This is a genomic window from Pseudomonas baetica, from assembly GCF_051216495.1.
GTDB classification, from domain to species: Bacteria; Pseudomonadota; Gammaproteobacteria; order Pseudomonadales; family Pseudomonadaceae; genus Aquipseudomonas; species Aquipseudomonas baetica_B.
Genome location: NZ_JBPKAM010000049.1, coordinates 1 through 25,212 on the forward strand (window position 1 = coordinate 1; position 25,212 = coordinate 25,212).

General features: G+C 59.4%; 21 protein-coding genes. 18 read left to right on the top strand and 3 right to left on the bottom strand.

All coding sequences use genetic code 11. From position 1 onward, the window contains the following. Positions 1–144 precede the first annotated feature (144 nt). Both clpA and clpS read right to left on the bottom strand, forming a co-directional pair. Complete coding sequence (gene clpA, locus ACSFE6_RS17905) at positions 145–2,415, bottom strand: ATP-dependent Clp protease ATP-binding subunit ClpA (RefSeq protein ID WP_435428874.1); 2,271 nt, start codon at positions 2,413–2,415, stop codon at positions 145–147. 30 nt (positions 2,416–2,445) lie between these two features. Then, on the bottom strand, positions 2,446–2,808 hold the full coding sequence (clpS, locus tag ACSFE6_RS17910; protein ID WP_015094394.1) for an ATP-dependent Clp protease adapter ClpS: 363 nt from the start codon (positions 2,806–2,808) through the stop codon (positions 2,446–2,448). A 223-nt stretch (positions 2,809–3,031) separates the two neighbouring features. Here clpS and cspD point away from each other — a divergent pair, with 223 nt between their 5' ends. Next, positions 3,032–3,298 (top strand): cold shock domain-containing protein CspD, encoded by a 267-nt coding sequence (gene cspD, locus ACSFE6_RS17915; protein ID WP_435428875.1) that lies wholly within the window; start codon positions 3,032–3,034, stop codon positions 3,296–3,298. Between the two features lie 80 nt (positions 3,299–3,378). On the opposite strand, the gene icd is transcribed toward cspD, so the two are convergent. Then, positions 3,379–4,635, bottom strand: coding sequence for an NADP-dependent isocitrate dehydrogenase (icd, locus tag ACSFE6_RS17920; RefSeq protein ID WP_435428876.1), 1,257 nt, complete (start codon positions 4,633–4,635; stop codon positions 3,379–3,381). Here icd and ACSFE6_RS17925 point away from each other — a divergent pair. The 17 genes from ACSFE6_RS17925 to nuoH all read left to right on the top strand — a co-directional run bounded on the left by ACSFE6_RS17925 (position 4,634) and on the right by nuoH (position 25,208). Next, a complete protein-coding gene (locus ACSFE6_RS17925) occupies positions 4,634–4,801 on the top strand; it encodes a hypothetical protein (protein ID WP_435428877.1) in 168 nt (55 codons plus the stop codon). The genes icd and ACSFE6_RS17925 overlap by 2 nt on opposite strands. Positions 4,802–5,142: 341 nt before the next feature. After that, the gene (locus ACSFE6_RS17930) at positions 5,143–7,368 is read left to right on the top strand and encodes an NADP-dependent isocitrate dehydrogenase (protein WP_435428878.1); all 2,226 of its coding nucleotides are present in this window, start codon (positions 5,143–5,145) and stop codon (positions 7,366–7,368) included. Between the two features lie 195 nt (positions 7,369–7,563). Further along, entirely contained in the window at positions 7,564–8,010 is a 447-nt protein-coding gene (locus ACSFE6_RS17935; protein ID WP_435428879.1) for an NUDIX hydrolase, read from the top strand. Positions 8,011–8,069: 59 nt separating this feature from the next. After that, positions 8,070–9,215, top strand: coding sequence for a tRNA 2-thiouridine(34) synthase MnmA (mnmA, locus tag ACSFE6_RS17940; protein WP_435428880.1), 1,146 nt, complete (start codon positions 8,070–8,072; stop codon positions 9,213–9,215). Next, a complete protein-coding gene (gene hflD / locus ACSFE6_RS17945; protein WP_435428881.1) occupies positions 9,212–9,835 on the top strand; it encodes a high frequency lysogenization protein HflD in 624 nt (207 codons plus the stop codon). Before mnmA ends, hflD begins: the two co-directional genes overlap by 4 nt. 124 nt (positions 9,836–9,959) lie before the next feature. Next, positions 9,960–11,330 carry an adenylosuccinate lyase gene (gene purB / locus ACSFE6_RS17950; protein WP_435428882.1) on the top strand — a complete coding sequence of 457 codons (1,371 nt, stop codon included), beginning with the start codon at positions 9,960–9,962 and terminating at the stop codon, positions 11,328–11,330. A gap of 86 nt (positions 11,331–11,416) precedes the next feature. Then, positions 11,417–12,589: a JmjC domain-containing protein gene (locus ACSFE6_RS17955; RefSeq protein ID WP_435428883.1), complete on the top strand. Its 1,173-nt coding sequence runs from the start codon at positions 11,417–11,419 to the stop codon at positions 12,587–12,589. Then, positions 12,582–13,007 (top strand): GNAT family N-acetyltransferase, encoded by a 426-nt coding sequence (locus tag ACSFE6_RS17960; RefSeq protein WP_435428884.1) that lies wholly within the window; start codon positions 12,582–12,584, stop codon positions 13,005–13,007. Before ACSFE6_RS17955 ends, ACSFE6_RS17960 begins: the two co-directional genes overlap by 8 nt. A 339-nt stretch (positions 13,008–13,346) precedes the next feature. Continuing rightward, on the top strand, positions 13,347–14,108 hold the full coding sequence (locus tag ACSFE6_RS17965) for a secretin N-terminal domain-containing protein (protein ID WP_435428885.1): 762 nt from the start codon (positions 13,347–13,349) through the stop codon (positions 14,106–14,108). A 472-nt stretch (positions 14,109–14,580) separates the two neighbouring features. Further along, positions 14,581–15,906 carry an isocitrate lyase gene (aceA, locus tag ACSFE6_RS17970; RefSeq protein WP_435428886.1) on the top strand — a complete coding sequence of 442 codons (1,326 nt, stop codon included), beginning with the start codon at positions 14,581–14,583 and terminating at the stop codon, positions 15,904–15,906. A 639-nt stretch (positions 15,907–16,545) separates the two neighbouring features. Then, the gene (locus tag ACSFE6_RS17975) at positions 16,546–16,959 is read left to right on the top strand and encodes an NADH-quinone oxidoreductase subunit A (protein WP_003223812.1); all 414 of its coding nucleotides are present in this window, start codon (positions 16,546–16,548) and stop codon (positions 16,957–16,959) included. 10 nt (positions 16,960–16,969) lie between these two features. Next, the gene (locus tag ACSFE6_RS17980) at positions 16,970–17,644 is read left to right on the top strand and encodes a NuoB/complex I 20 kDa subunit family protein (RefSeq protein ID WP_433740087.1); all 675 of its coding nucleotides are present in this window, start codon (positions 16,970–16,972) and stop codon (positions 17,642–17,644) included. A 72-nt stretch (positions 17,645–17,716) separates the two neighbouring features. After that, positions 17,717–19,501: an NADH-quinone oxidoreductase subunit C/D gene (gene nuoC, locus ACSFE6_RS17985; protein WP_433740085.1), complete on the top strand. Its 1,785-nt coding sequence runs from the start codon at positions 17,717–17,719 to the stop codon at positions 19,499–19,501. A 2-nt stretch (positions 19,502–19,503) separates the two neighbouring features. After that, complete coding sequence (gene nuoE / locus ACSFE6_RS17990; protein ID WP_008020715.1) at positions 19,504–20,001, top strand: NADH-quinone oxidoreductase subunit NuoE; 498 nt, start codon at positions 19,504–19,506, stop codon at positions 19,999–20,001. After that, positions 19,998–21,353 carry an NADH-quinone oxidoreductase subunit NuoF gene (nuoF, locus tag ACSFE6_RS17995; RefSeq protein WP_435428887.1) on the top strand — a complete coding sequence of 452 codons (1,356 nt, stop codon included), beginning with the start codon at positions 19,998–20,000 and terminating at the stop codon, positions 21,351–21,353. The genes nuoE and nuoF overlap by 4 nt, the downstream gene beginning before the upstream one ends. Positions 21,354–21,489: 136 nt before the next feature. Next, entirely contained in the window at positions 21,490–24,204 is a 2,715-nt protein-coding gene (nuoG, locus tag ACSFE6_RS18000) for an NADH-quinone oxidoreductase subunit NuoG (protein WP_435428888.1), read from the top strand. Beyond that, positions 24,201–25,208: an NADH-quinone oxidoreductase subunit NuoH gene (nuoH, locus tag ACSFE6_RS18005; protein WP_435428889.1), complete on the top strand. Its 1,008-nt coding sequence runs from the start codon at positions 24,201–24,203 to the stop codon at positions 25,206–25,208. Before nuoG ends, nuoH begins: the two co-directional genes overlap by 4 nt. Positions 25,209–25,212 lie beyond the last annotated feature (4 nt).

Genomic DNA, 25,212 nt, shown 5'->3' on the forward strand with positions numbered 1-25,212 from the left:
CGAATGCGGCTGGCCATTCAACATCTACTCTGACTGATCCACCGCTTTCGCGAGCAGGCTCGCTCCCACGGTGGCCCAAAGCCCGACTGACAGACAGCAAAAAGGCGCCAAACTGGCGCCTTTTTGCTTTGTCGCGATTTAACGTCAGGCCATTTCGGCCGTGGTCTCGAACTCGAAGGTCAGTTCGCCGTCCTTGATGTCGATGTGCACTACACCGCCATGCTCGGCCAGTTCGCCAAAGAGAATCTCCTCCGCCAGCGGACGCTTGATCTTGTCCTGGATCAGGCGAGCCATGGGTCGAGCCCCCATCATTGCGTCGTAACCACCGGCCGCCAGCCAGCTGCGGGCAGCATCGGTGACTTCCAGCAGTACACGCTTGTCTTCCAGCTGCGCCTGAAGCTCGATAAGGAACTTGTCCACCACACTTTTGATAACTTCGTGACTGAGGCGACCAAACTGGATGATGGTGTCCAGACGGTTGCGGAACTCAGGCGTGAAGCTCTTCTTGATCACTTCCATCGCATCGGAAGAGTGATCCTGCAAGGTGAAGCCGATCGACGCACGCGCTGCGGTTTCGGCACCGGCGTTGGTCGTCATGATGACGATCACGTTACGGAAGTCCGCCTTGCGCCCGTTGTTATCGGTCAGCGTACCGTGGTCCATGACCTGCAACAGCAGGTTGAAGACTTCCGGATGCGCCTTCTCGATTTCATCGAGCAACAGCACACAATGCGGTTGCTTGGTGATGGCTTCGGTCAGCAGACCACCTTGGTCGAATCCGACATAACCTGGAGGCGCACCGATCAGACGCGACACTGTGTGGCGCTCCATGTACTCGGACATGTCGAATCGAACCAGCTCGACACCCAGCGCCTTGGCCAGCTGCCGCGCTGCTTCAGTCTTGCCGACACCGGTAGGACCGGCGAACAGGAACGAACCGACCGGCTTGTCTGGTGATTTGAGGCCGGCGCGGGACAGCTTGATTGCGGTCGCCAGGGAGTCAATTGCCGCATCCTGACCGAACACCGTCAGTTTCAGGTCACGCTCAAGGTTACGCAGCAGCTCCTTGTCGGAACTGGTGACGTGTTTTGGTGGAATCCGCGCAATTTTCGCGACGATATCCTCGACCTGAGCCACCTCGATGCGTTTTACGCGCTTCTCGATCGGTTGCAGACGCTGGAAGGCGCCCGCCTCGTCGATGACATCGATGGCCTTGTCCGGCATGTGCCGGTCATTGATGTAGCGCGAGGCCAGCTCGGCGGCGGCACGCAGGGCTTCGTCGCTGTATTCGATGTTGTGATGGGTCTCGAACCGCCCCTTCAGGCCGCGCAGAATACCGATGGTGTCTTCCACCGAAGGCTCTGTCACATCGACCTTCTGGAAGCGTCGGGCCAACGCACGATCCTTCTCGAAGATCCCGCGGAATTCCTGGAAGGTAGTCGAGCCGATGCAACGGATGTCGCCGGAGGACAGCAGCGGCTTGAGCAGGTTCGAGGCATCCATGACGCCACCGGACGCAGCACCCGCACCAATGATGGTGTGGATCTCGTCAATGAACAGAATCGCCTGCGGACGTTTTTTCAGCTCATTGAGCAACGCCTTGAAGCGCTTCTCGAAATCACCGCGATACTTGGTACCTGCAAGCAACGCCCCCAGATCCAAGGAGTAAACGACACTGTTGGACAGCAAGTCCGGCACCTGATTGTCGACAATGCGCTTGGCCAGGCCTTCGGCAATCGCGGTCTTACCCACGCCCGCCTCACCCACCAGCAGCGGATTGTTTTTGCGACGACGCGCCAGGATCTGCGCGACTCGCTCGACTTCCAGCTCGCGACCTACCAATGGGTCGATGCGACCCTGGCGCGCGAGTTCGTTGAGGTTACTGGCATATGCATCCAGAGGATTGCCTGAAGAAGAAGACTCACCGCCCTCGTCGTCCTGCATATCTTGCTCACCCTCGGAGTGATCACCGTGCCCAGGCACCTTGGAGATACCGTGGGCGATGTAATTGACGACATCGATACGGGCAACGCTCTGCTGTTTCAGCAGGAACACTGCCTGACTCTCTTGCTCACTGAAGATCGCGACCAGCACATTGGCACCAGTCACTTCGCGCTTGCCCGAGCTCTGTACATGAAACACAGCACGTTGCAGGACACGCTGGAAGCCCAGGGTTGGCTGGGTTTCACGATCCTCGTCATGCACGGGGATCAATGGCGTGGTGGAGTCAATGAACTCCTGCAGGTCATGCTTGAGTTTGTCGAGGTTGGCGCCGCACGCACGCAAAACGGTGGCGGCAGCCTCATTGTCCAATAGGGCCAGCAGGAGATGTTCGACGGTCATGAACTCATGACGCTTCGAACGGGCCTCCTTGAAGGCAAGATTGAGGGTGACTTCGAGCTCGCGGTTTAACATAGCTTCACCTCATACCCAAGTGTCCGGCGATTAACCGTCCTTCTCGATTTCACAGAGTAGCGGATGCTGGCTTTCCCTGGCGTACTGGTTGACCTGCATGGCCTTGGTCTCGGCGATGTCGCGGGTAAACACTCCACATACTGCCCGTCCTTCAGTGTGGACGGCCAGCATGACCTTGGTCGCCAGCTCGCGATTCAGGTTAAAAAACACCTCGAGCACTTCGACGACGAAATCCATCGGTGTGTAGTCATCATTAAACAAAACCACCTTGTACATCGGCGGCGCCTGTAAAGCAGGCTTAGCCTCCTGAACAGCAATGCCTGCGGAATCGTCGTCGTGTAAATCAGGGCGATCCTGATTGAATGTTAGTCGAATCTGGCTGATTGCATGCATGGAAAGAAAGGTTCGTCAGTTGTGCAAATACAGGGTGGGGGCGCTTCTTAACGATTTCAACTCCGACCGCCGGGTCACCTTGACTATCGGCAAAACGGTGTTACAACCAATAGAGCCCACAGTGGGTAAAAAAGGTCCGCGGAGTCAACTTTTTTCGAAGAAGTGGCTGCGGATGAACTGGATGATACTCCAGTGATGGAGTCTGTTGCAGAGGGAGTTGGGTATGTCATGCGGCAAGGTCAGCGGCAAGGTGAAATGGTTCAACAACGCCAAGGGTTACGGTTTCATCAATGAGGACGGCAAGACAGAAGACTTGTTTGCTCATTACTCGGCCATTCAAATGGAGGGTTATAAAACCCTGAAGGCCGGACAAGTTGTCGTATTCGAGATCATCCAGGGGCCAAAAGGCCTGCACGCCGTCAACATCGGCTCCCCTGTGGATGCTTCGAAAGCCACGACACCTGCCACGCAGCAGACCGTGACGGTTTAAACCGCACCGTCATCCAGTCATAAAAAAACCGCCCGACTCAATGATTTGAATCGGGCGGTTTTTGTACGGCTGTCGCTTGCTTACATGTGCTTGATCAACGCCTCACCGAACCCGGAAGACGAGACCAGCGTGGCGCCTTCCATCAGACGCTCGAAGTCATAGGTCACGGTCTTGGCCTTGATCGCGCCATTGGTGCCCTTGATGATCAGGTCCGCCGCCTCGGTCCAGCCCAGGTGACGCAACATCATCTCCGCCGAAAGAATCACCGACCCCGGGTTCACCTGGTCCTTGCCGGCATATTTCGGCGCGGTGCCATGGGTCGCCTCGAACATGGCCACAGTGTCGGACAGGTTGGCGCCTGGCGCGATACCGATACCGCCCACCTCGGCCGCCAGGGCGTCGGAAAGGTAGTCACCGTTGAGGTTCAGGGTTGCAATCACATCGTATTCGGCCGGGCGCAGCAGGATTTGCTGAAGCATGGCGTCGGCGATGGCGTCCTTGACGATGACTTCGCGACCGGTTTTCGGGTTTTTGAATTTCATCCATGGGCCGCCATCGAGCAGCTCGGCGCCGAATTCGTTCTTCGCCACTTCATAGCCCCAGTCCTTGAAGGCACCTTCGGTGAATTTCATGATGTTGCCCTTGTGTACGATGGTCAGCGACTTGCGGTCGTTGTCCACCACGTACTGCAGAGCCTTGCGCACAAGACGCTGGGTGCCTTCTTTCGAGACCGGCTTGATGCCGATGCCGCAGTCCTGATCGAAACGGATCTTGGTGACGCCCATTTCTTCTTTCAGGAACTTGATGACTTTATTGGCCTCAGGCGAGCCGGCTTTCCACTCGATACCGGCATAGATGTCTTCGGAGTTCTCGCGGAAGATCACCATGTCGACGTCGCCAGGCTTCTTCACCGGACTCGGCACACCGTCGAACCACACCACCGGACGCAGGCAAACATACAGGTCCAGCTGCTGGCGCAGGGCAACGTTGAGCGAACGGATACCGCCACCGACCGGGGTGGTCAGCGGCCCCTTGATGGAGACGACGTAATCTTTCACGGCATCCAGGGTTTCCTGAGGCAGCCAGGTGTCCTGGTCATAGACCTGGGTAGCCTTCTCACCGGCATAGACTTCCATCCAGGAAATCTTGCGCTTGCCCCCATAGGCCTTCTGTACAGCAGCATCAACCACTTTGATCATTACGGGACTGACGTCGACGCCAATGCCGTCGCCTTCGATGAACGGGATGATCGGATTGTCAGGAACATTGAGAGAATGGTCTGCATTGACGGTGATTTTGTCGCCGACGGCTGGAACCTGAATCTTCTTGTAACCCATGCTGAACTCCATCGATTGGATTGAACATCTGGCTTGGTTCGAGCGTAACCCAGTTAAATCAACGCGCAAACCCTATGTTCCATTCATCTGCCGCAAAGCCGTGAAACAGCTGCGCTACAAGCCTGAAAGCAAAGGGAAAAACGCCAAACTCCAGCACGACGAATGACCCTGCCCTCTCCTCGCCCCTGCGACCTTTAGACCAATGGACGAGAATCGAATCACATGAACCATCGGCAGATTGCCAGCTACCTATGTATAATGCCGCCCGCTGACCACAGGGTCACGACGGCCGACCTCTCCCTGCTACACAAATGTAGCCCGAGACTTTCCGCCCAAAAGCCGGCCTGTTATCGCAGTCCGACTGCTTGACGCTCTACTGATGCACCCAACATCACCGCGAAGAAACCTCGACATTCGGCTCATGGATGACTTTGAACGAACGCGCTTACCCGGCGCCCCTCGAGTTTCTGCGCACGCTTTAGCAAAGAAGAGAGAGTTAATCCGAATATGCCCAACCGCTCGAAGATCATCTATACCTTCACCGACGAAGCCCCAGCCCTCGCCACCTATTCACTGTTGCCTATCGTAGAGGCCTTCACCGCCTCGGCTGATATCGCCGTTGAAACCCGCGATATCTCTCTTGCAGGGCGCATCCTGGCCAGCTTCCCCGAGCAACTGGGCGACAAAGCCGTAGCCGACCACCTCGCCGAACTGGGCGACCTGGCCGTTACGCCTGAAGCCAACATCATCAAACTGCCGAACATCAGCGCCTCGGTTCCGCAACTGCAAGCCGCGATCAAAGAACTGCAAGCCCAGGGCTATGCACTGCCGGACTACCCGGAAACCGTGACCTGCGACACCGACAAAGAAGCCAAGGCCCGTTATGACAAGGTCAAGGGCAGCGCCGTAAACCCGGTTCTGCGTGAAGGCAACTCCGACCGCCGCGCCCCGCTGTCGGTCAAGAACTACGCGCGCAAGCACCCGCACAAAATGGGCGCCTGGGCTGCAGACTCCAAGTCCCACGTTGCGCACATGAGCACCGGCGACTTCTATGGCAGTGAAAAAGCCGCCCTGATCGACGCCGCTGGCGCCGTGAAGATCGAGCTGATCGCTAAAGACGGCACCGCTGCCGTCCTTAAAGAAAAAACCAGCGTTCAGGCCGGCGAGATCCTCGACTGCGCCGTGATGAGCAAAAACGCCCTGCGCGCCTTCATCGCCGCTGAAATCGAAAGCGCCAAGCAACAAGGCGTGCTGCTGTCGGTTCACCTCAAAGCCACCATGATGAAGGTCTCCGACCCGATCATGTTCGGCCAGATCGTCGCCGAGTTCTATAAAGACGCACTGGCCAAGCACGCTGACGTGCTGGCGCAGATCGGCTTCAACCTGAACAACGGCATCGGCGACCTGTACACCCGTATCAAGGCCCTGCCGGCCGAGCAGCAAGCGGCCATCGAAGCCGACATTCAAGCGGTGTACGCCGTTCGTCCGTCGCTGGCGATGGTCAACTCCGACAAGGGCATCACCAACCTGCACGTGCCAAGCGACGTCATCGTCGACGCCTCGATGCCAGCCATGATCCGCGACTCCGGCAAAATGTGGGGCACCGACGGCCAACTGCACGACACCAAGGCCGTGATCCCGGATCGCTGCTACGCCACCATCTACCAGGCAGTGATCGAAGACTGCAAGGCCAATGGCGCCTTCGACCCAACCACCATGGGCAGCGTGCCGAACGTTGGCCTGATGGCGAAGAAAGCCGAAGAATACGGCTCCCACGACAAGACCTTCCAGATCAAGGTCGACGGCGTGGTTCGCGTCACCGACAGCGATGGCACCCTGCTGATGGAGCAGGCTGTTGAAGCCGGCGACATCTTCCGCATGTGCCAGACCAAGGACGCGCCGATCCAGGACTGGGTCAAGCTGGCCGTCAACCGTGCCCGCGCAAGCGCTACCCCGGCCATTTTCTGGCTGGACCCGATGCGCGCCCACGACGGCGTGGTGATCGAGAAAGTTCAGGCTTACCTGAAGGATCACGACACTGCCGGCCTGGATATCCAGATCATGGCGCCGGTCGACGCCATGAAGTACACCCTGCAGCGCACCCGCGAAGGCAAGGACACCATCTCGGTGACCGGCAACGTACTGCGCGACTATCTGACCGACCTGTTCCCGATCATGGAACTGGGCACCAGCGCCAAGATGCTGTCGATCGTACCGCTGATGAACGGCGGTGGCCTGTTCGAAACCGGTGCCGGCGGTTCGGCTCCGAAGCACGTGCAGCAACTGCTGGAAGAGAACTTCCTGCGCTGGGATTCCCTGGGCGAGTTCCTGGCCCTGGCTGCCTCCCTTGAGCACTTGGGTGTGAACTACAACAACCCGAAAGCCCTGGTACTGTCCAAGACCCTGGACCAGGCCACCGGCCTGTTCCTGGACAACAACAAGTCGCCATCGCGTAAAGTCGGCAACATCGACAACCGCGGCAGCCACTTCTACCTGGCGCTGTACTGGGCCCAGGCCCTGGCCGCCCAGACCGAAGACACTGCACTGCAAGCGCAGTTCGCGACCCTGGCCAAGACCCTGACCGAGAACGAAGCAACCATCGTTGCCGAGCTCAACGCCGTCCAGGGCAAGCCAGTGGACATCGGCGGTTACTACCACGCCAATGCCGAGCTGATCAGCAAAGCCATGCGCCCGAGCGCCACGCTCAACGCGGCGATTGCTGCGCTGGTGTAAGGCTGTAAAGAAGCAAAGAAACCCCGGCCCCGTGCCGGGGTTTCTGTTTGTAGCAATACACCGACCACACCCCTGTAGGAGCCGGCTTGCTGGCGATTGCTGTTTATCATTCAACATATTGATCAGCTGACACACCGCGATCGCCAGCAAGCTGGCTCCTACAGGTTTCGCATTTTCAACATTTGAGGGCTATCTATGGACTGGCAACCCCACATCACCGTCGCCACCATCGTCGAGGACAACGGCCGCTTCCTGATGGTCGAGGAACACAAGGCCGGCCGTAACGTACTCAACCAGCCCGCCGGTCATCTGGATCCAGATGAAACCCTGACCGAAGCCGCCGTGCGCGAAACCCTCGAGGAAACCGGTTGGGACGTCGAGCCCACCGGCGTGCTAGGCATCTACCTCTATACCGCGCCGAGCAATGGCGTGACCTACCAACGGGTGTGCTTCATCGCCAAGCCCTTGAAACACAACCCCGATTATCAACTGGACGACGGCATCGTCGGCGCCCGCTGGCTGACCCGTGACGAATTGATGCAGCAGCGCGCAAACTGGCGCAGTGAGCTGATCATCCGCTGCATCGATGATTATCTGGACGGCAAACACTTCGGTCTCGATCTGATCCGACCTTCTCTTTAGCCTTGCGGGCCCGAGCCTGTTAGAATCGCGTCCTTTTTCAAGACACTCATTGAATCCCTATGCGTGATCCAGCCCCTTCTGACACACAAAAGAAGCGCGTCATTGTCGGCATGTCCGGCGGCGTGGACTCTTCCGTTTCCGCCCTCCTGCTGATCGAGCAGGGTTATGAGGTGGAAGGCCTGTTCATGAAGAACTGGGAAGAAGACGATGGAACGGAATACTGCACCGCCATGGATGACCTGGCGGACGCCCAGGCCGTGTGCGACAAGATTGGCATCAAGCTGCATACCGCCAATTTCGCCGCCGAGTACTGGGACAACGTGTTCGAGCACTTCCTGGCCGAATACAAGGCCGGTCGCACGCCGAACCCGGACATCCTGTGCAACCGCGAGATCAAGTTCAAGGCGTTCCTCGATTACGCCATGATGCTCGGCGCCGACCTGATCGCTACCGGCCACTACGTGCGTCGTCGCGACATCGACGGCCGCACCGAACTGCTCAAGGGCCTGGACCCAAACAAGGATCAGAGCTACTTCCTGCACGCGGTCGGCGGCGAGCAGATCGCCAAGACCCTGTTTCCGGTTGGCGAACTGGAAAAACCCCAGGTGCGGGCGATTGCCGAGAAATACGAACTGGCCACGGCGAAGAAAAAGGATTCCACCGGGATCTGCTTTATCGGCGAGCGCCGCTTCAGCGATTTCCTCAAGCAATACCTGCCGGCGCAACCGGGCGAGATCAAAACCACCGAAGGCGAAGTCATCGGCCGCCACCACGGCTTGATGTACCACACCATCGGCCAGCGCCAGGGCCTGGGCATCGGCGGCTTGAAAGATGCCGGCGAAGAGCCATGGTACGTGCTGATCAAAGACCTGGAACACAACGAGCTGATCGTTGGCCAGGGTAACGATCACCCATGGTTGTTCTCCCGCGCCCTGCTCGCTTCGGACATTTACTGGGTCAACCCGATCGACTTGAGCCAACCACGCAAACTGACCGCCAAGGTCCGCTACCGCCAGAGCGACCAGCCCTGCACCCTGGAAAAGACCGCCACCGGTTATCGTGCGACCTTCGATGACCCGCAACGCGCGGTCACTCCAGGCCAGTCCGTGGTGTTCTACGACGGTGAGATCTGCCTCGGTGGCGGTGTCATCGAAGTCGCAGAGCCCTGGACCAGCAAAGGTACATCTAAAGGCCAGCAACAATGAGCCCCGTTCAGGAGCAACTGACCGCACTGGGAGGCGTGTTTCTCGCCGCCGTGCTGGTCGACAGGATTGCCAAGACCGGCCAGACCAACGAGGCCGGCCTGACTTGCATGCTCGGCAGCCTGTTGATCCGAGACCCCAAGGACACCCTGGAAGTGTACGGCGGCGACGATATCAATCTGCGCGAAGGCTATCGCGCCTTGATCGGCGCCCTCGAACGCGACCCGAGCGCCCTGCAACGCGAACCGCTGCGTTACGCACTGGCCATGCTCGGCCTTGAACGCCAGCTGGCCAAGCGCAACGACATGCTCGACGTGATTGGCAAACGGCTGCCGCAGATCCAGTCCCAGGTCGAACACTTCGGTGCCGCGCACGAGAACGTGATCGCCGCGTGCGGCGCGCTGTACCAGGACACCTTGAGTACTTTGCGCCAACGCATCCAGGTTCACGGCGACATGCGCAACCTGCAGCAACCAAGCAATGCCTCGAAAATCCGCGCCCTGCTGCTGGCCGGCATTCGCTCGGCACGCCTCTGGCGGCAATTGGGCGGTCATCGCTGGCAGCTGGTGATCAGCCGCCGCAAATTGTTGAAAGAGCTTTACCCATTGATGCGTAACGAATAACTCGCATCGACGGAACCGAACTTAGCAATACGCGTAATACGCCGGTCAGTTGGCGACGGACCGGCGGATTTTTTCATGTATGATACGCGCCCCATTTCGTTGCCCGACTGTCCGAGAACACCCCATGCAGCTCTCTTCGCTCACTGCGGTTTCCCCTGTTGACGGCCGCTACGCCGGCAAAACCCAGGCCCTGCGCCCAATTTTCAGCGAGTACGGCCTGATCCGTGCCCGCGTTCTGGTTGAAGTGCGCTGGCTCCAGCGCCTGGCCGCTCACCCTGCCATCAGCGAAGTGCCGGCGTTCTCTGCCGAAGCCAACGCTGTACTCAACGCCCTGGCGGAAAACTTCTCTCTGGAACACGCCGAGCGCGTCAAAGAGATCGAGCGCACCACCAACCACGACGTCAAAGCCATCGAATACCTGCTCAAAGAGCAAGCGGCCAAGCTGCCGGAACTGGCCAAGGTCAGCGAATTCATCCACTTTGCCTGCACCAGCGAGGACATCAACAACCTGTCCCACGCCCTGATGCTGCGCGAAGGCCGTGATGACGTAATGCTTCCGCTGATGCGCCAGACCGCCAACGCCATCCGCGAACTGGCCCTGCGTTTCGCCGACGTTCCAATGCTGTCGCGCACCCACGGTCAACCAGCTTCACCCACTACCCTGGGCAAGGAACTGGCCAACGTGGTTTACCGCCTGGAGCGTCAGATCGCCCAGGTCGCCGCCGTTCCACTGCTGGGCAAGATCAACGGTGCTGTCGGCAACTACAACGCACACCTGTCGGCTTACCCTGAGATCGACTGGGAAGCCAACGCCCGCGCCTTCATCGAAGACGAGCTGGGCCTGGCCTTCAACCCGTACACCACGCAGATCGAACCCCACGACTACATTGCCGAGCTGTTCGACGCGATCGCCCGCTTCAACACCATCCTGATCGACTTCGACCGCGACATCTGGGGCTACATCTCCCTGGGCTATTTCAAACAGCGCACCATCGCTGGCGAAATCGGTTCGTCGACCATGCCGCACAAGGTCAACCCGATCGACTTCGAAAACTCCGAAGGCAACCTGGGCATCGCCAACGCACTGTTCCAGCACCTGGCGAGCAAGCTGCCGATCTCCCGCTGGCAGCGCGACCTGACTGACTCCACCGTACTGCGCAACCTCGGTGTCGGCTTCGCCCACTCCGTAATCGCGTACGAAGCGAGCCTCAAAGGCATCAGCAAGCTTGAGCTGAATGCGCAGAAGATCGCCGAAGACCTGGACGCCTGCTGGGAAGTATTGGCCGAGCCGATCCAGACCGTGATGCGCCGCTACAACATCGAGAACCCGTACGAGAAGCTGAAAGAATTGACGCGCGGCAAGGGCATCAGCCCGCAAGCGCTGCAAACTTTCATTGACGGCCTGGACATGCCTGCCGCCGCCAAGGCCGAGCTGAAACTGCTCACCCCGGCGAACTACATCGGTAACGCTGTAGCGCAAGCCAAGCGCATCTGATCGACTGCTTGACCCTTTCAAGACGCCCGGCCGCGCCGGGCGTTTTTATTCCCGTATGAAAAGTGCTTTTTTTCAATAGGTTACACATGAATCCTGACATCCCTCTTCAACTTTTGGGCGGCATCACGGCACGGGAATTCCTGCGCGACTACTGGCAGAAAAAACCACTGCTGATCCGCCAGGCGATTCCTGATTTCGAAAGCCCGATCGATGCCGACGAACTGGCTGGCCTGGCACTGGAAGAAGAAGTTGAATCGCGCCTGGTGATCGAGCACGGCGAGACCCCGTGGGAAATGCGCCGCGGCCCGTTTGCAGAGGACGAATTCAGCAAACTGCCCGAACGCGAGTGGACCCTGCTGGTTCAAGCCGTCGACCAATTCGTACCGGAAGTCGCCGAATTGCTTGAACACTTCCGCTTCCTGCCAAGCTGGCGCATCGACGACGTGATGATGAGCTTCGCCGCTCCGGGCGGCAGTGTTGGCCCGCACTTCGATAACTACGATGTATTCCTGCTGCAGGGTCACGGCAAGCGCAACTGGAAAATCGGCCAGATGTGCAACACCGACAGCCCACTCATGCAGCACGCGGACCTGCGCATCCTCGCCGACTTCGAAACCACCGACGAGTGGGTCCTGGAACCAGGCGACATGTTGTATCTGCCGCCGCGCCTGGCCCACTGGGGCGTGGCCGTCGATGACTGCCTGACCTATTCCGTGGGCTTCCGCGCCCCGAGCGCCGCTGAAGTGCTGACTCACTTCACCGACTTCCTCAGCCAGTTCCTGTCGGACGAAGAGCGCTACAGCGACGCCAACGCACTGCCTGCGACCGACCCACACCAGATTCAGCACGACGCCCTGGATCGCCTGAAAGGCCTGCTGGCCGAGCACATGGGCGACGAACGCCTGCTGCTGACCTGGTTTGGCCAGTTCATGACCGAGCCGCGCTACCCTGAGCTGGTGACGGGCCTGGAAGAAGTTGAAGAAGACGATTTCCTTGCCGCTCTCAAAGACGGCGCGATCCTGATCCGCAATCCAAGCGCACGCCTGGCCTGGTCCGAAGTCGATGATGACCTGCTGCTGTTCGCCAGCGGTCAAAGCCGCTACCTGCCGGGCAAACTGCGCGATCTGCTGAAAATGATCTGCGCCGCCGACGCATTGCACGTCGACAACCTCGGTTCGTGGATGAACGACGAGGACGGCCGCGGCCTGTTGTACGAACTGGTCAAACAGGGAAGCCTGGGGTTCGCCGACGATGAATAAAATTCACGTACGTGTCGCAGACTGGCAAAAGGACAACGCCGAGATCCGGCGCATTCGTGAAACGGTCTTTGTCGCCGAGCAATCCGTTCCACCTGAACTGGAATGGGATGCTGACGACATAACCGCCGTGCACTTCCTCGCCCTGGAAGGTGACTTTCCGATCGGCACTGCCCGCCTGCTGCCTGACGGCCATGTCGGCCGAGTGTCGGTACTCAAGGACTGGCGCGGATTGAAAGTCGGCGATGCACTGATGCACGCGGTGATCGACGAAGCCGAGAAACGTGGCCTCAAGCAGCAGATGCTCAGCGCCCAGGTACAGGCCACCGCGTTCTATGAGCGCCTTGGCTTTCACATGGTCAGCGAGGAATTCCTGGAAGCAGGGATTCCCCATGTCGATATGGTTCGCCATTCGGCTTAAACCCTGTGGCGAGGGAGCTTGCTCCCGTTGGACTGCGCAGCAGTCCTGAAAACCTTGGGGCCGCTACGCGACCCAGCGGGAGCAAGCTCCCTCGCCACAAAAGCTTAGAAGCACACCACAAAGCGCCCCGTCATTTTCCAATGCCGGGGCGTTTTGCTGTCTAGGATTCAACTTGCCCCAACCGGGGCCGACAAACTGGCACTATCAACACCTGTTGGAGCGAGCCTGCTCGCGATGATCGTCAACGAAAACGCTGGAAGCCTGATACCCCGCAGCGCTCTAACGACCATCGCAAGCAAGCTCGCTCCTACACAAACCATGAAGTCGGAGATAACGGATATGTCCCTACGCACCTTGCTCACCACACTGCTGGTGACCTGCAGTCTTTCGGTCATGGCAGCCACCGAAATCGTGCCACTGAACTACCACACCAGTGCCGACATGTTGCCGGTTGCGCAGGAGTTCATCGGCAAGGACGGTCAGGTCAGCGCCTACGGAAATCAACTCATCGTCAACGCTGATCAACGCAAGATCGACGAACTTAAGGCGCTTTTGAGCCAGCTCGATACCGCCCCCAAACGCCTGCTGATCACCGTCGACACCAATGAAAACAATGTTCAGGGTGACCAGGGTTATTCAGTGAACGGCGCCAAACCGAGCCAAACCCGCATCATCAGCCACAGCACCGATAGCCGCGATGGCGGCATCCAGCAAATCCAGGCCACCGATGGCATGCCAGCACTGATCCAGGTTGGCCAGAGCGTGCCAATCACCAGCAGCCAGAGCGATTCCTATGGCGGTTACAGCAGCCAGACCCAATACCGCAACGTCACCCAGGGCTTCTACGTCACTGCCAGCGTCACCGGCGAGATCGTTCATCTGTCGATCAGTACCAACCATGACCGAATGAGCCAGGAACGTCCCGATGTAGTGAACGTGCAAAGCACCGACACAACCGTCACCGGTCGCCTGGGCGAGTGGATCCTGCTGGCCGGGGTGAATGGCCAGACCCAGGCCGACAAACAGGGCGTGGCCCGCAGCTACTCAACTCAAAGCCGGAACGACATGACACTGCGAGTGAAAGTCGACACCTTGGACTGAGCCACCGAATACTGACTGGCAAGTCGTATTAGACCAAAGATGTAGTGCTTGAAAAAAAGCACTACAAAACGTTTGACGAGCCAAAAAAGCGAAGGCATGATGGCCTCGCTCCCGCTAATCAGGGGCCCTGGCAAGGGCCTTCGAAGCGATGTTCGCACCTACCCCGCGAACCGTTTCGTGTCTGTACCGCCCACAAGGTGTGTTTGACGAGGTTGTCGACTGGAACGAAGTTGTCCCGAGGGACGGAAGCGTCATTAGGTAACCCGGCACCACACTGATGTTCGTACCAAGGCCCACGACGCCCGAATGCGCCCGCAGTCCGCCTTTACCTGCTCACTTCCCCTCGAGCCCGTCGTTCACTCCGTCGCCTCCCCCGCCGAACCGACTTGAGCACCTGAGTCTCTGGTCAGCGAGCGCACGAATATTCCACCGCAGAACAACTTTTCATAAAGACGCGACGAGGTTTATCTCCATGGCACTGACACGCGAACAGCAAATTGCAGCCCTCGAAAAAGATTGGGCTGAAAACCCGCGCTGGAAAGGCGTGACACGCACTTACTCCGCTGCTGACGTCGTCCGTCTGCGTGGCTCGGTTCAACCTGAGCACACCTTTGCAAGAATGGGCGCCGAGAAGCTGTGGAACCTGGTCACCCAGGGTGCCAAGCCAGCCTTCCGTCCTGAGAAAGATTTCGTCAACTGCATGGGCGCCCTGACCGGCGGCCAGGCCGTACAACAAGTCAAAGCCGGCATCCAGGCGATCTACCTGTCGGGCTGGCAAGTGGCCGCGGACAACAACTCCGCCGAATCGATGTACCCGGACCAGTCGCTGTACCCGGTTGACTCGGTTCCAACCGTGGTCAAGCGCATCAACAACTCGTTCCGTCGTGCTGACCAGATCCAGTGGAAAGCCGGCAAGAATCCGGGCGATGAAGGCTACATCGACTACTTCGCGCCAATCGTGGCTGACGCAGAAGCCGGTTTCGGCGGTGTACTGAACGCCTACGAGCTGATGAAGAGCATGATCGAAGCGGGCGCCGCCGGCGTTCACTTCGAAGACCAACTGGCTTCCGTGAAAAAATGCGGCCACATGGGCGGCAAGGTACTGGTTCCTACCCAGGAAGCCGTACAGAAGCTGGTCGCTGCTCGCCTGGCGGCTGACGTTGCCGGCACCCCGACCATCATCCTGGCCCGCACCGACGCCAACGCAGCTGACCTGCTGACTTCGGACTGCGACCCGTACGACCAGCCATTCGTGACTGGCGAACGCACCCAGGAAGGCTTCTATAAAGTGCGCGCCGGCCTGGACCAGGCGATCGCTCGCGGCTTGGCCTACGCACCGTACGCCGATCTGATCTGGTGTGAAACCGCCAAACCGGACCTGGACGAAGCCCGTCGCTTCGCCGAAGCGATCAAAAAGGAATACCCGGACCAACTGCTGTCGTACAACTGCTCGCCTTCCTTCAACTGGAAGAAGAACCTGGACGACGCGACCATCGCCAAGTTCCAGCGCGAACTGTCCGCCATGGGTTACAAGCACCAGTTCATCACCCTGGCCGGCATTCACAACATGTGGCACAGCATGTTCAACCTGGCGCACGACTACGCCCGCAACGACATGACTGCCTACGTGAAGCTGCAAGAGCAGGAGTTCGCCGACGCCGCCAAGGGCTACACCTTCGTGGCTCACCAGCAGGAAGTGGGCACCGGCTACTTCGACGACATGACCACCGTGATTCAGGGCGGCTCGTCCTCGGTAACCGCGCTGACCGGTTCGACTGAAGAAGAACAGTTCCACTGATCGGCTTCGCTTGAGTCAACAGCCGTTGCGGACTGAATAGAAAGCTAACCGCAACGCTGCACATCTGACGCCCCGACTGGTTCGGGGCGTTTTTTTGCGCGGAATTTAGAGACCACCAAAGACCCTGTGGGAGCGGGCTTGCCCGCGATGGCGTCAGCACATCCAATATTGATGGCGACTGACAGATAGCTATCGCGGGCAAGCCCGCTCCCACAGGATAAGTGGCGGCTTCAAGGCAAAACACTGATCCAGAGCCGTATTCCTTTCAGGAAAATCCGCTAAAAAGAGCACCGCTTCTACTTGCAATAACCTACATATAAGACAACTTCCCAACTTCCCGCCGGATAAACAGTTTGAAAACCAAGCCAAACAATATTGATTATCATTTAGACGCAACTATGTTCGTTACATTCCCAACAAAACATATTTCCCGAAAAACCGGCTAATGCCCGCAACGCAAGGGCTACCGGGCTTTGCGAGCTCGCTATGTCCTTATTCCTATAAATAATTTCGCTATAGGAATTTTACTTGCAGGGTGTTTAGCCATAAAATCAGCGGGATTGATTGCTGCGACATATCGTCACTGCTTTGTTTCTTTTCAAGCTCAGAGACCCTTGCTCTCTGTTAAGGATTACCAGCATGCCCGAAGCGACAGGACTCATGGCCCACAACTGGGGCTTTGCCATTTTCCTTCTGGGCGTTGTCGGCCTCTGTGCCTTCATGCTCGGCGTCTCCAGCCTCCTCGGGTCAAAAGCCTGGGGCCGCAGCAAAAACGAACCGTTCGAGTCCGGCATGCTACCTACAGGTGGCGCCCGCTTGCGGCTCTCAGCCAAATTCTATCTGGTCGCGATGCTCTTCGTGATCTTCGATATCGAAGCCCTCTTTCTCTTTGCATGGTCTGTGTCCGTCCGCGAAAGCGGCTGGACCGGATTCGTCGAAGCTCTCGTTTTCATAGCAATTCTGTTGGCAGGTCTTGTCTACCTATTCCGAGTGGGCGCCCTTGACTGGGCACCGGAAGCTCGGCGCAAGCGGCAAGCGAAGCTGAAACAATGAGGCTTTGGCAATGCAATACAATCTCACCAGGATCGACCCCGATGCTCCTAACGAGCAGTATCCGATTGGCCAACGGGAAACCGTTTCCGATCCGTTAGAAGATCAAGTCCACAAAAACATCTTCATGGGCAAGCTCGAAGACGTGCTTAACGGCACGATCAACTGGGGGCGCAAGAACTCCCTGTGGCCGTATAACTTCGGTCTTTCGTGCTGCTACGTGGAAATGACCACCGCCTTCACGGCGCCCCACGACATCGCGCGCTTTGGCGCCGAGGTTATCCGGGCATCACCGCGCCAGGCGGATTTCATGGTTATCGCCGGTACCTGCTTCGTCAAGATGGCGCCGATCATCCAGCGTCTGTACGAGCAAATGCTCGAACCGAAGTGGGTCATCTCGATGGGCTCGTGTGCAAACTCCGGTGGCATGTACGACATCTACTCCGTCGTTCAAGGGGTGGACAAGTTCCTGCCCGTGGACGTGTACGTGCCTGGCTGCCCGCCTCGCCCTGAAGCTTTCCTGCAAGGCTTGATGCTGCTGCAGGAGTCGATTGGCCAGGAGCGTCGCCCACTTTCCTGGGTCGTTGGCGATCAAGGCGTGTATCGCGCCGAGATGCCTTCCGAGAAGGAAAAGCGCCGCGAACAGCGTATTCAGGTAACCAACCTGCGCAGCCCCGACGAAGTCTGATCCAGTTCCGCTGTTTCAAAGAAACGAAAAACTGGCTTCATTCTTTACGTTGACCGAAAGCGATAAATAACCATGACTACAGGCAGTGCTCTGTACATCCCGCCTTACAAGGCAGACGACCAGGATGTGGTCGTCGAACTGAACAACCGTTTTGGCCCCGAGGCGTTCACCGCCCAGCCTACCCGCACCGGCATGCCGGTGCTTTGGGTTGCCCGCGCCAAACTCGTCGAAGTCCTGACTTTCCTGCGCAACCTGCCCAAGCCGTACGTCATGCTCTATGACCTGCACGGCGTGGACGAGCGTCTGCGCACCAAGCGTCAAGGGCTGCCGAACGGCGTCGACTTCTCCGTGTTCTACCACTTGATGTCGATCGAACGTAATAGTGACGTCATGATCAAGGTCGCCTTGTCCGAGAGCGACCTCAGCTTGCCTTCCGTCACCAGCATCTGGCCGAACGCCAACTGGTACGAGCGCGAAGTCTGGGACATGTACGGCATCGACTTCAAAGGTCACCCGCACCTGTCGCGCATCATGATGCCGCCGACCTGGGAAGGTCACCCGCTGCGCAAGGACTTCCCGGCCCGTGCCACCGAGTTCGATCCGTTCAGCCTGACCCTGGCCAAGCAACAGCTCGAGGAAGAAGCCGCGCGCTTCAAGCCTGAAGACTGGGGCATGAAACGCTCCGGCCCGAACGAGGACTACATGTTCCTCAACCTCGGCCCGAACCACCCTTCGGCGCACGGTGCGTTCCGTATCATCCTGCAGCTGGACGGTGAAGAGATCGTCGACTGCGTACCGGACATCGGCTACCACCACCGTGGTGCCGAAAAAATGGCCGAGCGTCAGTCCTGGCACAGCTTCATTCCGTACACCGACCGTATCGACTACCTCGGCGGCGTGATGAACAACCTGCCGTACGTGCTCTCGGTCGAAAAGCTGGCCGGCATCAAGGTGCCAGAGAAGGTCGACGTCATCCGCATCATGATGGCCGAGTTCTTCCGGATCACCAGCCACCTGCTGTTCCTGGGTACCTACATCCAGGACGTCGGCGCCATGACTCCGGTGTTCTTCACCTTCACCGACCGTCAGCGCGCGTACACCGTGATCGAAGCCATCACCGGTTTCCGTCTGCACCCAGCCTGGTACCGCATTGGTGGCGTCGCCCACGACCTGCCGCGCGGCTGGGAAAAACTGGTCAAGGATTTCGTCGAGTGGATGCCAAAGCGTCTGGACGAATACCAGAAAGCCGCCCTGGACAACAGCATCCTGCGTGGCCGGACCATCGGCGTCGCCGACTACAACACCAAACAAGCCCTGGAATGGGGCGTCACCGGTGCCGGTCTGCGTTCCACCGGTTGCGACTTCGACCTGCGTAAAGCGCGTCCATACTCGGGCTACGAAAACTTCGAGTTCGAAGTGCCGCTGGCGGCCAATGGCGATGCCTACGACCGTTGCATCGTGCGCGTGGAAGAAATGCGCCAGAGCATCCGGATCATCGACCAGTGCCTGCGCAACATGCCGGAAGGCCCGTACAAGGCGGATCACCCGCTGACCACGCCGCCGCCGAAAGAGCGCACCCTGCAGCACATCGAAACCTTGATCACGCACTTCCTGCAAGTTTCGTGGGGCCCGGTCATGCCGGCCAACGAATCCTTCCAGATGATCGAAGCGACCAAGGGCATCAACAGTTATTACCTGACGAGCGATGGCGGCACCATGAGCTACCGCACCCGGATCCGTACCCCAAGCTTCGCCCACCTGCAGCAGATCCCTTCGGTGATCAAAGGCAGCATGGTCGCGGACTTGATCGCGTACCTGGGTAGTATCGATTTCGTTATGGCCGACGTGGACCGCTAAGCATGAACAGCACGCTTATCCAGACAGACCGTTTCACCCTGAGTGAAACCGAGCGCTCGGCCATCGAGCACGAGTTGCATCACTACGAAGACCCGCGCGCGGCGTCGATCGAAGCACTGAAGATCGTTCAGAAGGAACGCGGCTGGGTGCCGGACGGCGCCCTGTACGCCATCGGCGAAATCCTCGGCATCCCGGCCAGCGACGTTGAAGGCGTTGCGACCTTCTATAGTCAGATCTTCCGTCAACCGGTGGGTCGCCACATCATTCGCGTCTGCGACAGCATGGTCTGCTACATCGGTGGCCACGAGTCCGTGGTCAGCGAAATCCAGAGCAAGCTGGGCATCGGCCTGGGTCAAACCACCGCCGACGGTCGCTTCACCCTGCTGCCGGTCTGCTGCCTCGGCAACTGCGACAAGGCACCGGCACTGATGATCGATGACGACACGTTCGGTGATGTGCAGCCAGCTGGCGTTGCCAAATTGCTCGAGGGCTACGTATGACCCTGACTTCCTTCGGTCCTGCCAACCGCATCAAGCGTTCGGCCGAGACTCACCCGCTCACCTGGCGTCTGCGTGACGACGGCGAAGCCGTATGGCTCGACGAGTACCAGGCCAAGAACGGTTACGCCGCTGCGCGCAAGGCCTTCGCCGACATGGCTCAGGACGACATCGTCCAGACCGTGAAAGACTCCGGCCTCAAGGGCCGCGGCGGCGCAGGCTTCCCCACGGGCGTGAAGTGGGGCCTGATGCCGAAAGACGAATCCATCAACATCCGCTACCTGCTGTGCAACGCGGATGAAATGGAGCCCAACACCTGGAAAGACCGCATGCTGATGGAGCAACTGCCCCATCTGCTGATCGAAGGCATGCTGATCAGTGCCCGTGCACTGAAAACCTACCGTGGCTACATCTTCCTGCGTGGCGAATACACCACCGCCGCCAAGCACCTCAACCGTGCCGTGGAAGAAGCCAAGGCAGCCGGCCTTTTGGGCAAGAACATCCTGGGCAGCGGCTTCGACTTCGAGCTGTTCGTCCACACCGGCGCCGGGCGTTACATCTGCGGCGAAGAAACCGCACTGATCAACTCCCTCGAAGGCCGCCGCGCCAACCCGCGCTCCAAGCCGCCCTTCCCTGCCGCCGTTGGCGTGTGGGGCAAGCCGACCTGCGTGAACAACGTTGAAACCCTGTGCAACGTTCCGGCGATCATTGCCGACGGTGTGGACTGGTACAAATCGTTGGCGCGCGAAGGCAGCGAAGACATGGGCACCAAGCTCATGGGCTTCTCCGGCAAGGTCAAGAACCCAGGCCTGTGGGAACTGCCATTCGGCGTCACCGGTCGCGAGTTGTTCGAGGACTACGCCGGCGGCATGCGCGACGGCTACAAGCTGAAGGCTTGGCAGCCGGGCGGTGCCGGTACCGGCTTCCTGTTGCCGGAACACCTGGATGCACAAATGTACGCCGGCGGCATCGCCAAGGTGGGCACCCGTATGGGTACCGGCCTGGCCATGGCAGTGGACGACAGCATCAACATGGTGTCCCTGCTGCGCAACATGGAGCAGTTCTTCGCTCGCGAATCCTGTGGTTTCTGCACCCCGTGCCGTGATGGCTTGCCATGGAGCGTCAAGCTCCTGATGGCGATCGAGAACGGTCAAGGGCAAGCCGGCGACATCGAGACCCTGCTGGGTCTGGTGAACTTCCTCGGCCCGGGCAAGACCTTCTGTGCTCACGCACCGGGCGCCGTGGAGCCGTTGGGCAGCGCAATCAAATACTTCCGCCACGAGTTCGAAGCCGGCATCGCGCCTTCCAGCGCCGCCGTCCCGCCTCTGGCAAGGCCGATCGTAGTCGGCGCGTAAACGCTTTAAGAAGCGAAGGGTCCGTGCCCTTCGCTTTTCGTGCGATGACGCCCTTAGCGGCTGTGTTGATTCGCGCGGATAACAAGATTCCATTAGCCACGCCCGCTGACACCGGGCCAACGAAGAACTTTGAACCATGGCCACTATCCACGTAGACGGCAAAGCGCTCGAAGTCGACGGGGCAGACAACCTGTTACAGGCATGTCTGTCGCTAGGCCTCGATATTCCGTATTTCTGCTGGCACCCTGCCCTGGGCAGCGTTGGCGCTTGCCGCCAATGCGCGGTCAAGCAGTACACCGACGAAAACGACACCCGTGGTCGTATCGTCATGTCCTGCATGACCCCTGCCACCGACAACACCTGGATCTCCATCGACGATGAAGAATCCAAGGCCTTCCGCGCCAGTGTCGTTGAATGGCTGATGACCAACCACCCTCACGACTGCCCGGTCTGTGAGGAAGGCGGTCACTGCCACCTGCAAGACATGACGGTCATGACCGGCCACAACGAGCGCCGCTACCGCTTCACCAAGCGTACCCACCAGAACCAGCAACTGGGCCCGTTCATTTCCCATGAAATGAACCGCTGCATCGCTTGCTACCGTTGCGTGCGCTTCTATAAGGACTACGCCGGCGGCACCGATCTCGGCGTATTCGGCGCCCACGACAACGTGTACTTCGGTCGCGTTGAAGACGGCACCCTGGAAAGCGAATTCTCCGGCAACCTCACCGAGGTCTGCCCGACCGGTGTGTTCACCGACAAGACGCACTCCGAGCGCTACAACCGTAAATGGGACATGCAGTTCTCGCCGAGCATCTGCCATGGCTGCTCCAGCGGTTGCAACATCTCCCCGGGCGAGCGTTACGGCGAGCTGCGTCGCATCGAAAACCGTTACAACGGTTCGGTCAACCAGTACTTCCTGTGCGACCGTGGCCGTTTCGGCTATGGCTACGTCAACCGCAAGGACCGTCCGCGTCAGCCGCTGCTGGCCAACGGCGCCAAGCTGACCCTCGACGAAGCACTGGATAAAGCTGCCGATCTGCTGCGCGGTCGCAACATCGTCGGTATCGGTTCGCCACGCGCCAGCCTCGAAAGCAACTATGCGCTGCGCGAACTGGTCGGTGCCGAGCACTTCTACTCCGGTATCGAAGCCTCTGAGCTGGAGCGCATCCGCCTGGTGCTGCAAGTGCTCAAAGACAGCCCGCTGCCTGTGCCGAACATGCGCGACATCGAAGACCACGACGCCGTGTTCGTCCTCGGTGAAGACCTGACCCAGACCGCCGCCCGCATGGCCCTGGCCCTGCGTCAGTCGGTCAAGGGCAAAGCTGAAGACATGGCCGACGCCATGCGCGTCCAGCCTTGGCTCGACGCCGCGGTGAAGAACATCGGCCAGCACGCGCTGAACCCGCTGTTCATTGCCAGCCTGGCTGAAACCAAGCTCGACGACATCGCCGAAGAGTGCGTTCACGCCGCTCCCGACGACCTGGCCCGCATCGGTTTCGCCGTGGCTCACGCCCTCGACGCCAGCGCTCCAGCCGTTGAAGGCCTGGACGCCGAAGCCCTCGAGCTGGCCAAGCGCATCGCCGACGCCCTGCTCGCCGCCAAGCGCCCGCTGATCATCGCCGGTACGTCCCTGGGCTCCAAAGCCTTGATCGAAGCCGCCGCGAACATCGCCAAGGCCCTGAAGCTGCGCGAGAAGAACGGTTCCATCAGCCTGATCGTGCCGGAAGCCAACAGTCTTGGCCTGGCCATGCTCGGTGGCGAATCGGTCGACGCCGCGCTGCAAGCCGTGATCGACGGCAAGGCAGACGCCATCGTCGTGCTGGAAAACGATCTGTACACCCGTACCGACAAAGCCCGTGTCGATGCCGCCCTGACCGCCGCGAAAGTGGTGATCGTGGCTGACCATCAGAAGACCGCCACCAGCGATCGCGCGCACCTGGTCCTGCCAGCCGCCAGCTTCGCCGAAGGCGACGGTACCCTGGTCAGCCAGGAAGGCCGCGCCCAGCGCTTCTTCCAGGTGTTCGACCCACAATACATGGACGCCAGCATCCTGGTTCACGAAGGCTGGCGCTGGCTGCATGCCCTGCGTGCCACCCTGCTGAACAAGCCGATCGACTGGACGCAATTGGACCATGTCACCGCTGCCGTGGCTTCGAGCACCGCGCAACTGGCCGGCATCGTCGACGCCGCACCGTCCGCCGCGTTCCGCATCAAGGGCCTGAAACTGGCCCGCGAACCGCTGCGCTACTCCGGTCGTACCGCCATGCGCGCCGACATCAGCGTGCACGAACCGCGTACCCCGCAGGACAAGGACACCGCGTTCGCCTTCTCGATGGAAGGCTACTCGGGCTCCGCCGAACCGCGTCAGCAAGTGCCGTTCGCCTGGTCTCCGGGCTGGAACTCGCCACAAGCCTGGAACAAGTTCCAGGACGAAGTCGGCGGTCACATCCGCGCTGGCGACCCGGGCACCCGCCTGATCGAAAGCACCGGTGACTCGCTGAACTGGTTCGCCAGTGTTCCGCGTGCGTTCAACCCGGCTCCGGGCACCTGGCAGGCCGTGCCGTTCTTCCACCTGTTCGGCAGCGAAGAGAACTCTTCGAAAGCCGCGCCGGTTCAGGAACGTATTCCAGCCGCCTACGTCGCTTTGGCCAAATCCGAAGCCGACCGCCTGGGTGTCAACGACGGCGCCATGCTGAGTTTGAACGTGGCTGGCCAGACCCTGCGTCTGCCACTGCGCATCAACGAAGAACTGGGTGCCGGTCTGGTGGCATTGCCTGCGGGCATCGCCGGCATTCCGCCAGCGATCTTTGGCAAATCCGTTGACGGTCTGCAGGAGGCAGCGCAATGACCTTGTTCACTCCTGAAGTGATCGACATCATCATCGCGGTCCTCAAGGCCGTGGTGATCCTGCTCGCCGTGGTGATCTGCGGCGCCCTGCTCAGCTGGGTCGAGCGTCGTCTGCTCGCCCTCTGGCAGGACCGTTACGGTCCGAACCGTGTTGGTCCGTTCGGCGCGTTCCAGATCGCCGCCGACATGATCAAGATGTTCTTCAAGGAAGACTGGACCCCGCCGTTCGCCGACAAGATGATCTTCACCCTGGCACCGGTCGTCGCCATGAGCGCCCTGCTGATTGCCTTCGCGATTATCCCGATCACCCCGACCTGGGGCGTGGCGGACATCAACATCGGCATCCTGTTCTTCTTCGCCATGGCCGGTCTGTCGGTCTACGCGGTGCTGTTCGCCGGCTGGTCGAGCAACAACAAGTTCGCCCTGTTGGGCAGCTTGCGTGCCTCAGCACAGACCGTGTCGTACGAAGTGTTCATGGGCCTGTCGCTGATGGGCATCGTGATCCAGGTCGGCTCGTTCAACATGCGCGACATCGTTGAATATCAAGCGCAGAACCTGTGGTTCATCATTCCGCAGATCTTCGGTTTCCTGACCTTCTTCATCGCTGGCGTGGCCGTGACTCACCGTCACCCGTTCGACCAGCCGGAAGCGGAACAGGAACTGGCCGACGGTTACCACATTGAATACGCCGGCATGAAATGGGGCATGTTCTTCGTCGGCGAGTACATCGGCATCGTGTTGATTTCGGCGCTGCTGGTGACCTTGTTCTTCGGTGGCTGGCACGGTCCGTTCGGCATCCTGCCGCAGATCCCGTTCATCTGGTTCGCACTGAAAACCGGGTTCTTCATCATGATGTTCATCCTGTTGCGCGCCTCGATTCCGCGCCCACGTTATGACCAAGTGATGGATTTCAGCTGGAAATTCTGCCTGCCGCTGACCCTCGTCAACATGCTGGTGACCGCTGCGATCGTGTTGCTGAACACGCCCGCCGTCGCGGCTCAGTGAGGAT

What these genes read in the sequence shown, in the direction of transcription:
- clpA (WP_435428874.1), bottom strand. Translation starts at nt 2,415, where the DNA reads ATGTTAAACCGCGAGCTCGAAGTCACCCTCAATCTTGCCTTCAAGGAG.
- clpS (WP_015094394.1), bottom strand. Translation starts at nt 2,808, where the DNA reads ATGCATGCAATCAGCCAGATTCGACTAACATTCAATCAGGATCGCCCT.
- cspD (WP_435428875.1), top strand. Translation starts at nt 3,032, where the DNA reads ATGTCATGCGGCAAGGTCAGCGGCAAGGTGAAATGGTTCAACAACGCC.
- ACSFE6_RS17925 (WP_435428877.1), top strand. Translation starts at nt 4,634, where the DNA reads ATGCTGAACTCCATCGATTGGATTGAACATCTGGCTTGGTTCGAGCGT.
- icd (WP_435428876.1), bottom strand. Translation starts at nt 4,635, where the DNA reads ATGGGTTACAAGAAGATTCAGGTTCCAGCCGTCGGCGACAAAATCACC.
- ACSFE6_RS17930 (WP_435428878.1), top strand. Translation starts at nt 5,143, where the DNA reads ATGCCCAACCGCTCGAAGATCATCTATACCTTCACCGACGAAGCCCCA.
- ACSFE6_RS17935 (WP_435428879.1), top strand. Translation starts at nt 7,564, where the DNA reads ATGGACTGGCAACCCCACATCACCGTCGCCACCATCGTCGAGGACAAC.
- mnmA (WP_435428880.1), top strand. Translation starts at nt 8,070, where the DNA reads ATGCGTGATCCAGCCCCTTCTGACACACAAAAGAAGCGCGTCATTGTC.
- hflD (WP_435428881.1), top strand. Translation starts at nt 9,212, where the DNA reads ATGAGCCCCGTTCAGGAGCAACTGACCGCACTGGGAGGCGTGTTTCTC.
- purB (WP_435428882.1), top strand. Translation starts at nt 9,960, where the DNA reads ATGCAGCTCTCTTCGCTCACTGCGGTTTCCCCTGTTGACGGCCGCTAC.
- ACSFE6_RS17955 (WP_435428883.1), top strand. Translation starts at nt 11,417, where the DNA reads ATGAATCCTGACATCCCTCTTCAACTTTTGGGCGGCATCACGGCACGG.
- ACSFE6_RS17960 (WP_435428884.1), top strand. Translation starts at nt 12,582, where the DNA reads ATGAATAAAATTCACGTACGTGTCGCAGACTGGCAAAAGGACAACGCC.
- ACSFE6_RS17965 (WP_435428885.1), top strand. Translation starts at nt 13,347, where the DNA reads ATGTCCCTACGCACCTTGCTCACCACACTGCTGGTGACCTGCAGTCTT.
- aceA (WP_435428886.1), top strand. Translation starts at nt 14,581, where the DNA reads ATGGCACTGACACGCGAACAGCAAATTGCAGCCCTCGAAAAAGATTGG.
- ACSFE6_RS17975 (WP_003223812.1), top strand. Translation starts at nt 16,546, where the DNA reads ATGCCCGAAGCGACAGGACTCATGGCCCACAACTGGGGCTTTGCCATT.
- ACSFE6_RS17980 (WP_433740087.1), top strand. Translation starts at nt 16,970, where the DNA reads ATGCAATACAATCTCACCAGGATCGACCCCGATGCTCCTAACGAGCAG.
- nuoC (WP_433740085.1), top strand. Translation starts at nt 17,717, where the DNA reads ATGACTACAGGCAGTGCTCTGTACATCCCGCCTTACAAGGCAGACGAC.
- nuoE (WP_008020715.1), top strand. Translation starts at nt 19,504, where the DNA reads ATGAACAGCACGCTTATCCAGACAGACCGTTTCACCCTGAGTGAAACC.
- nuoF (WP_435428887.1), top strand. Translation starts at nt 19,998, where the DNA reads ATGACCCTGACTTCCTTCGGTCCTGCCAACCGCATCAAGCGTTCGGCC.
- nuoG (WP_435428888.1), top strand. Translation starts at nt 21,490, where the DNA reads ATGGCCACTATCCACGTAGACGGCAAAGCGCTCGAAGTCGACGGGGCA.
- nuoH (WP_435428889.1), top strand. Translation starts at nt 24,201, where the DNA reads ATGACCTTGTTCACTCCTGAAGTGATCGACATCATCATCGCGGTCCTC.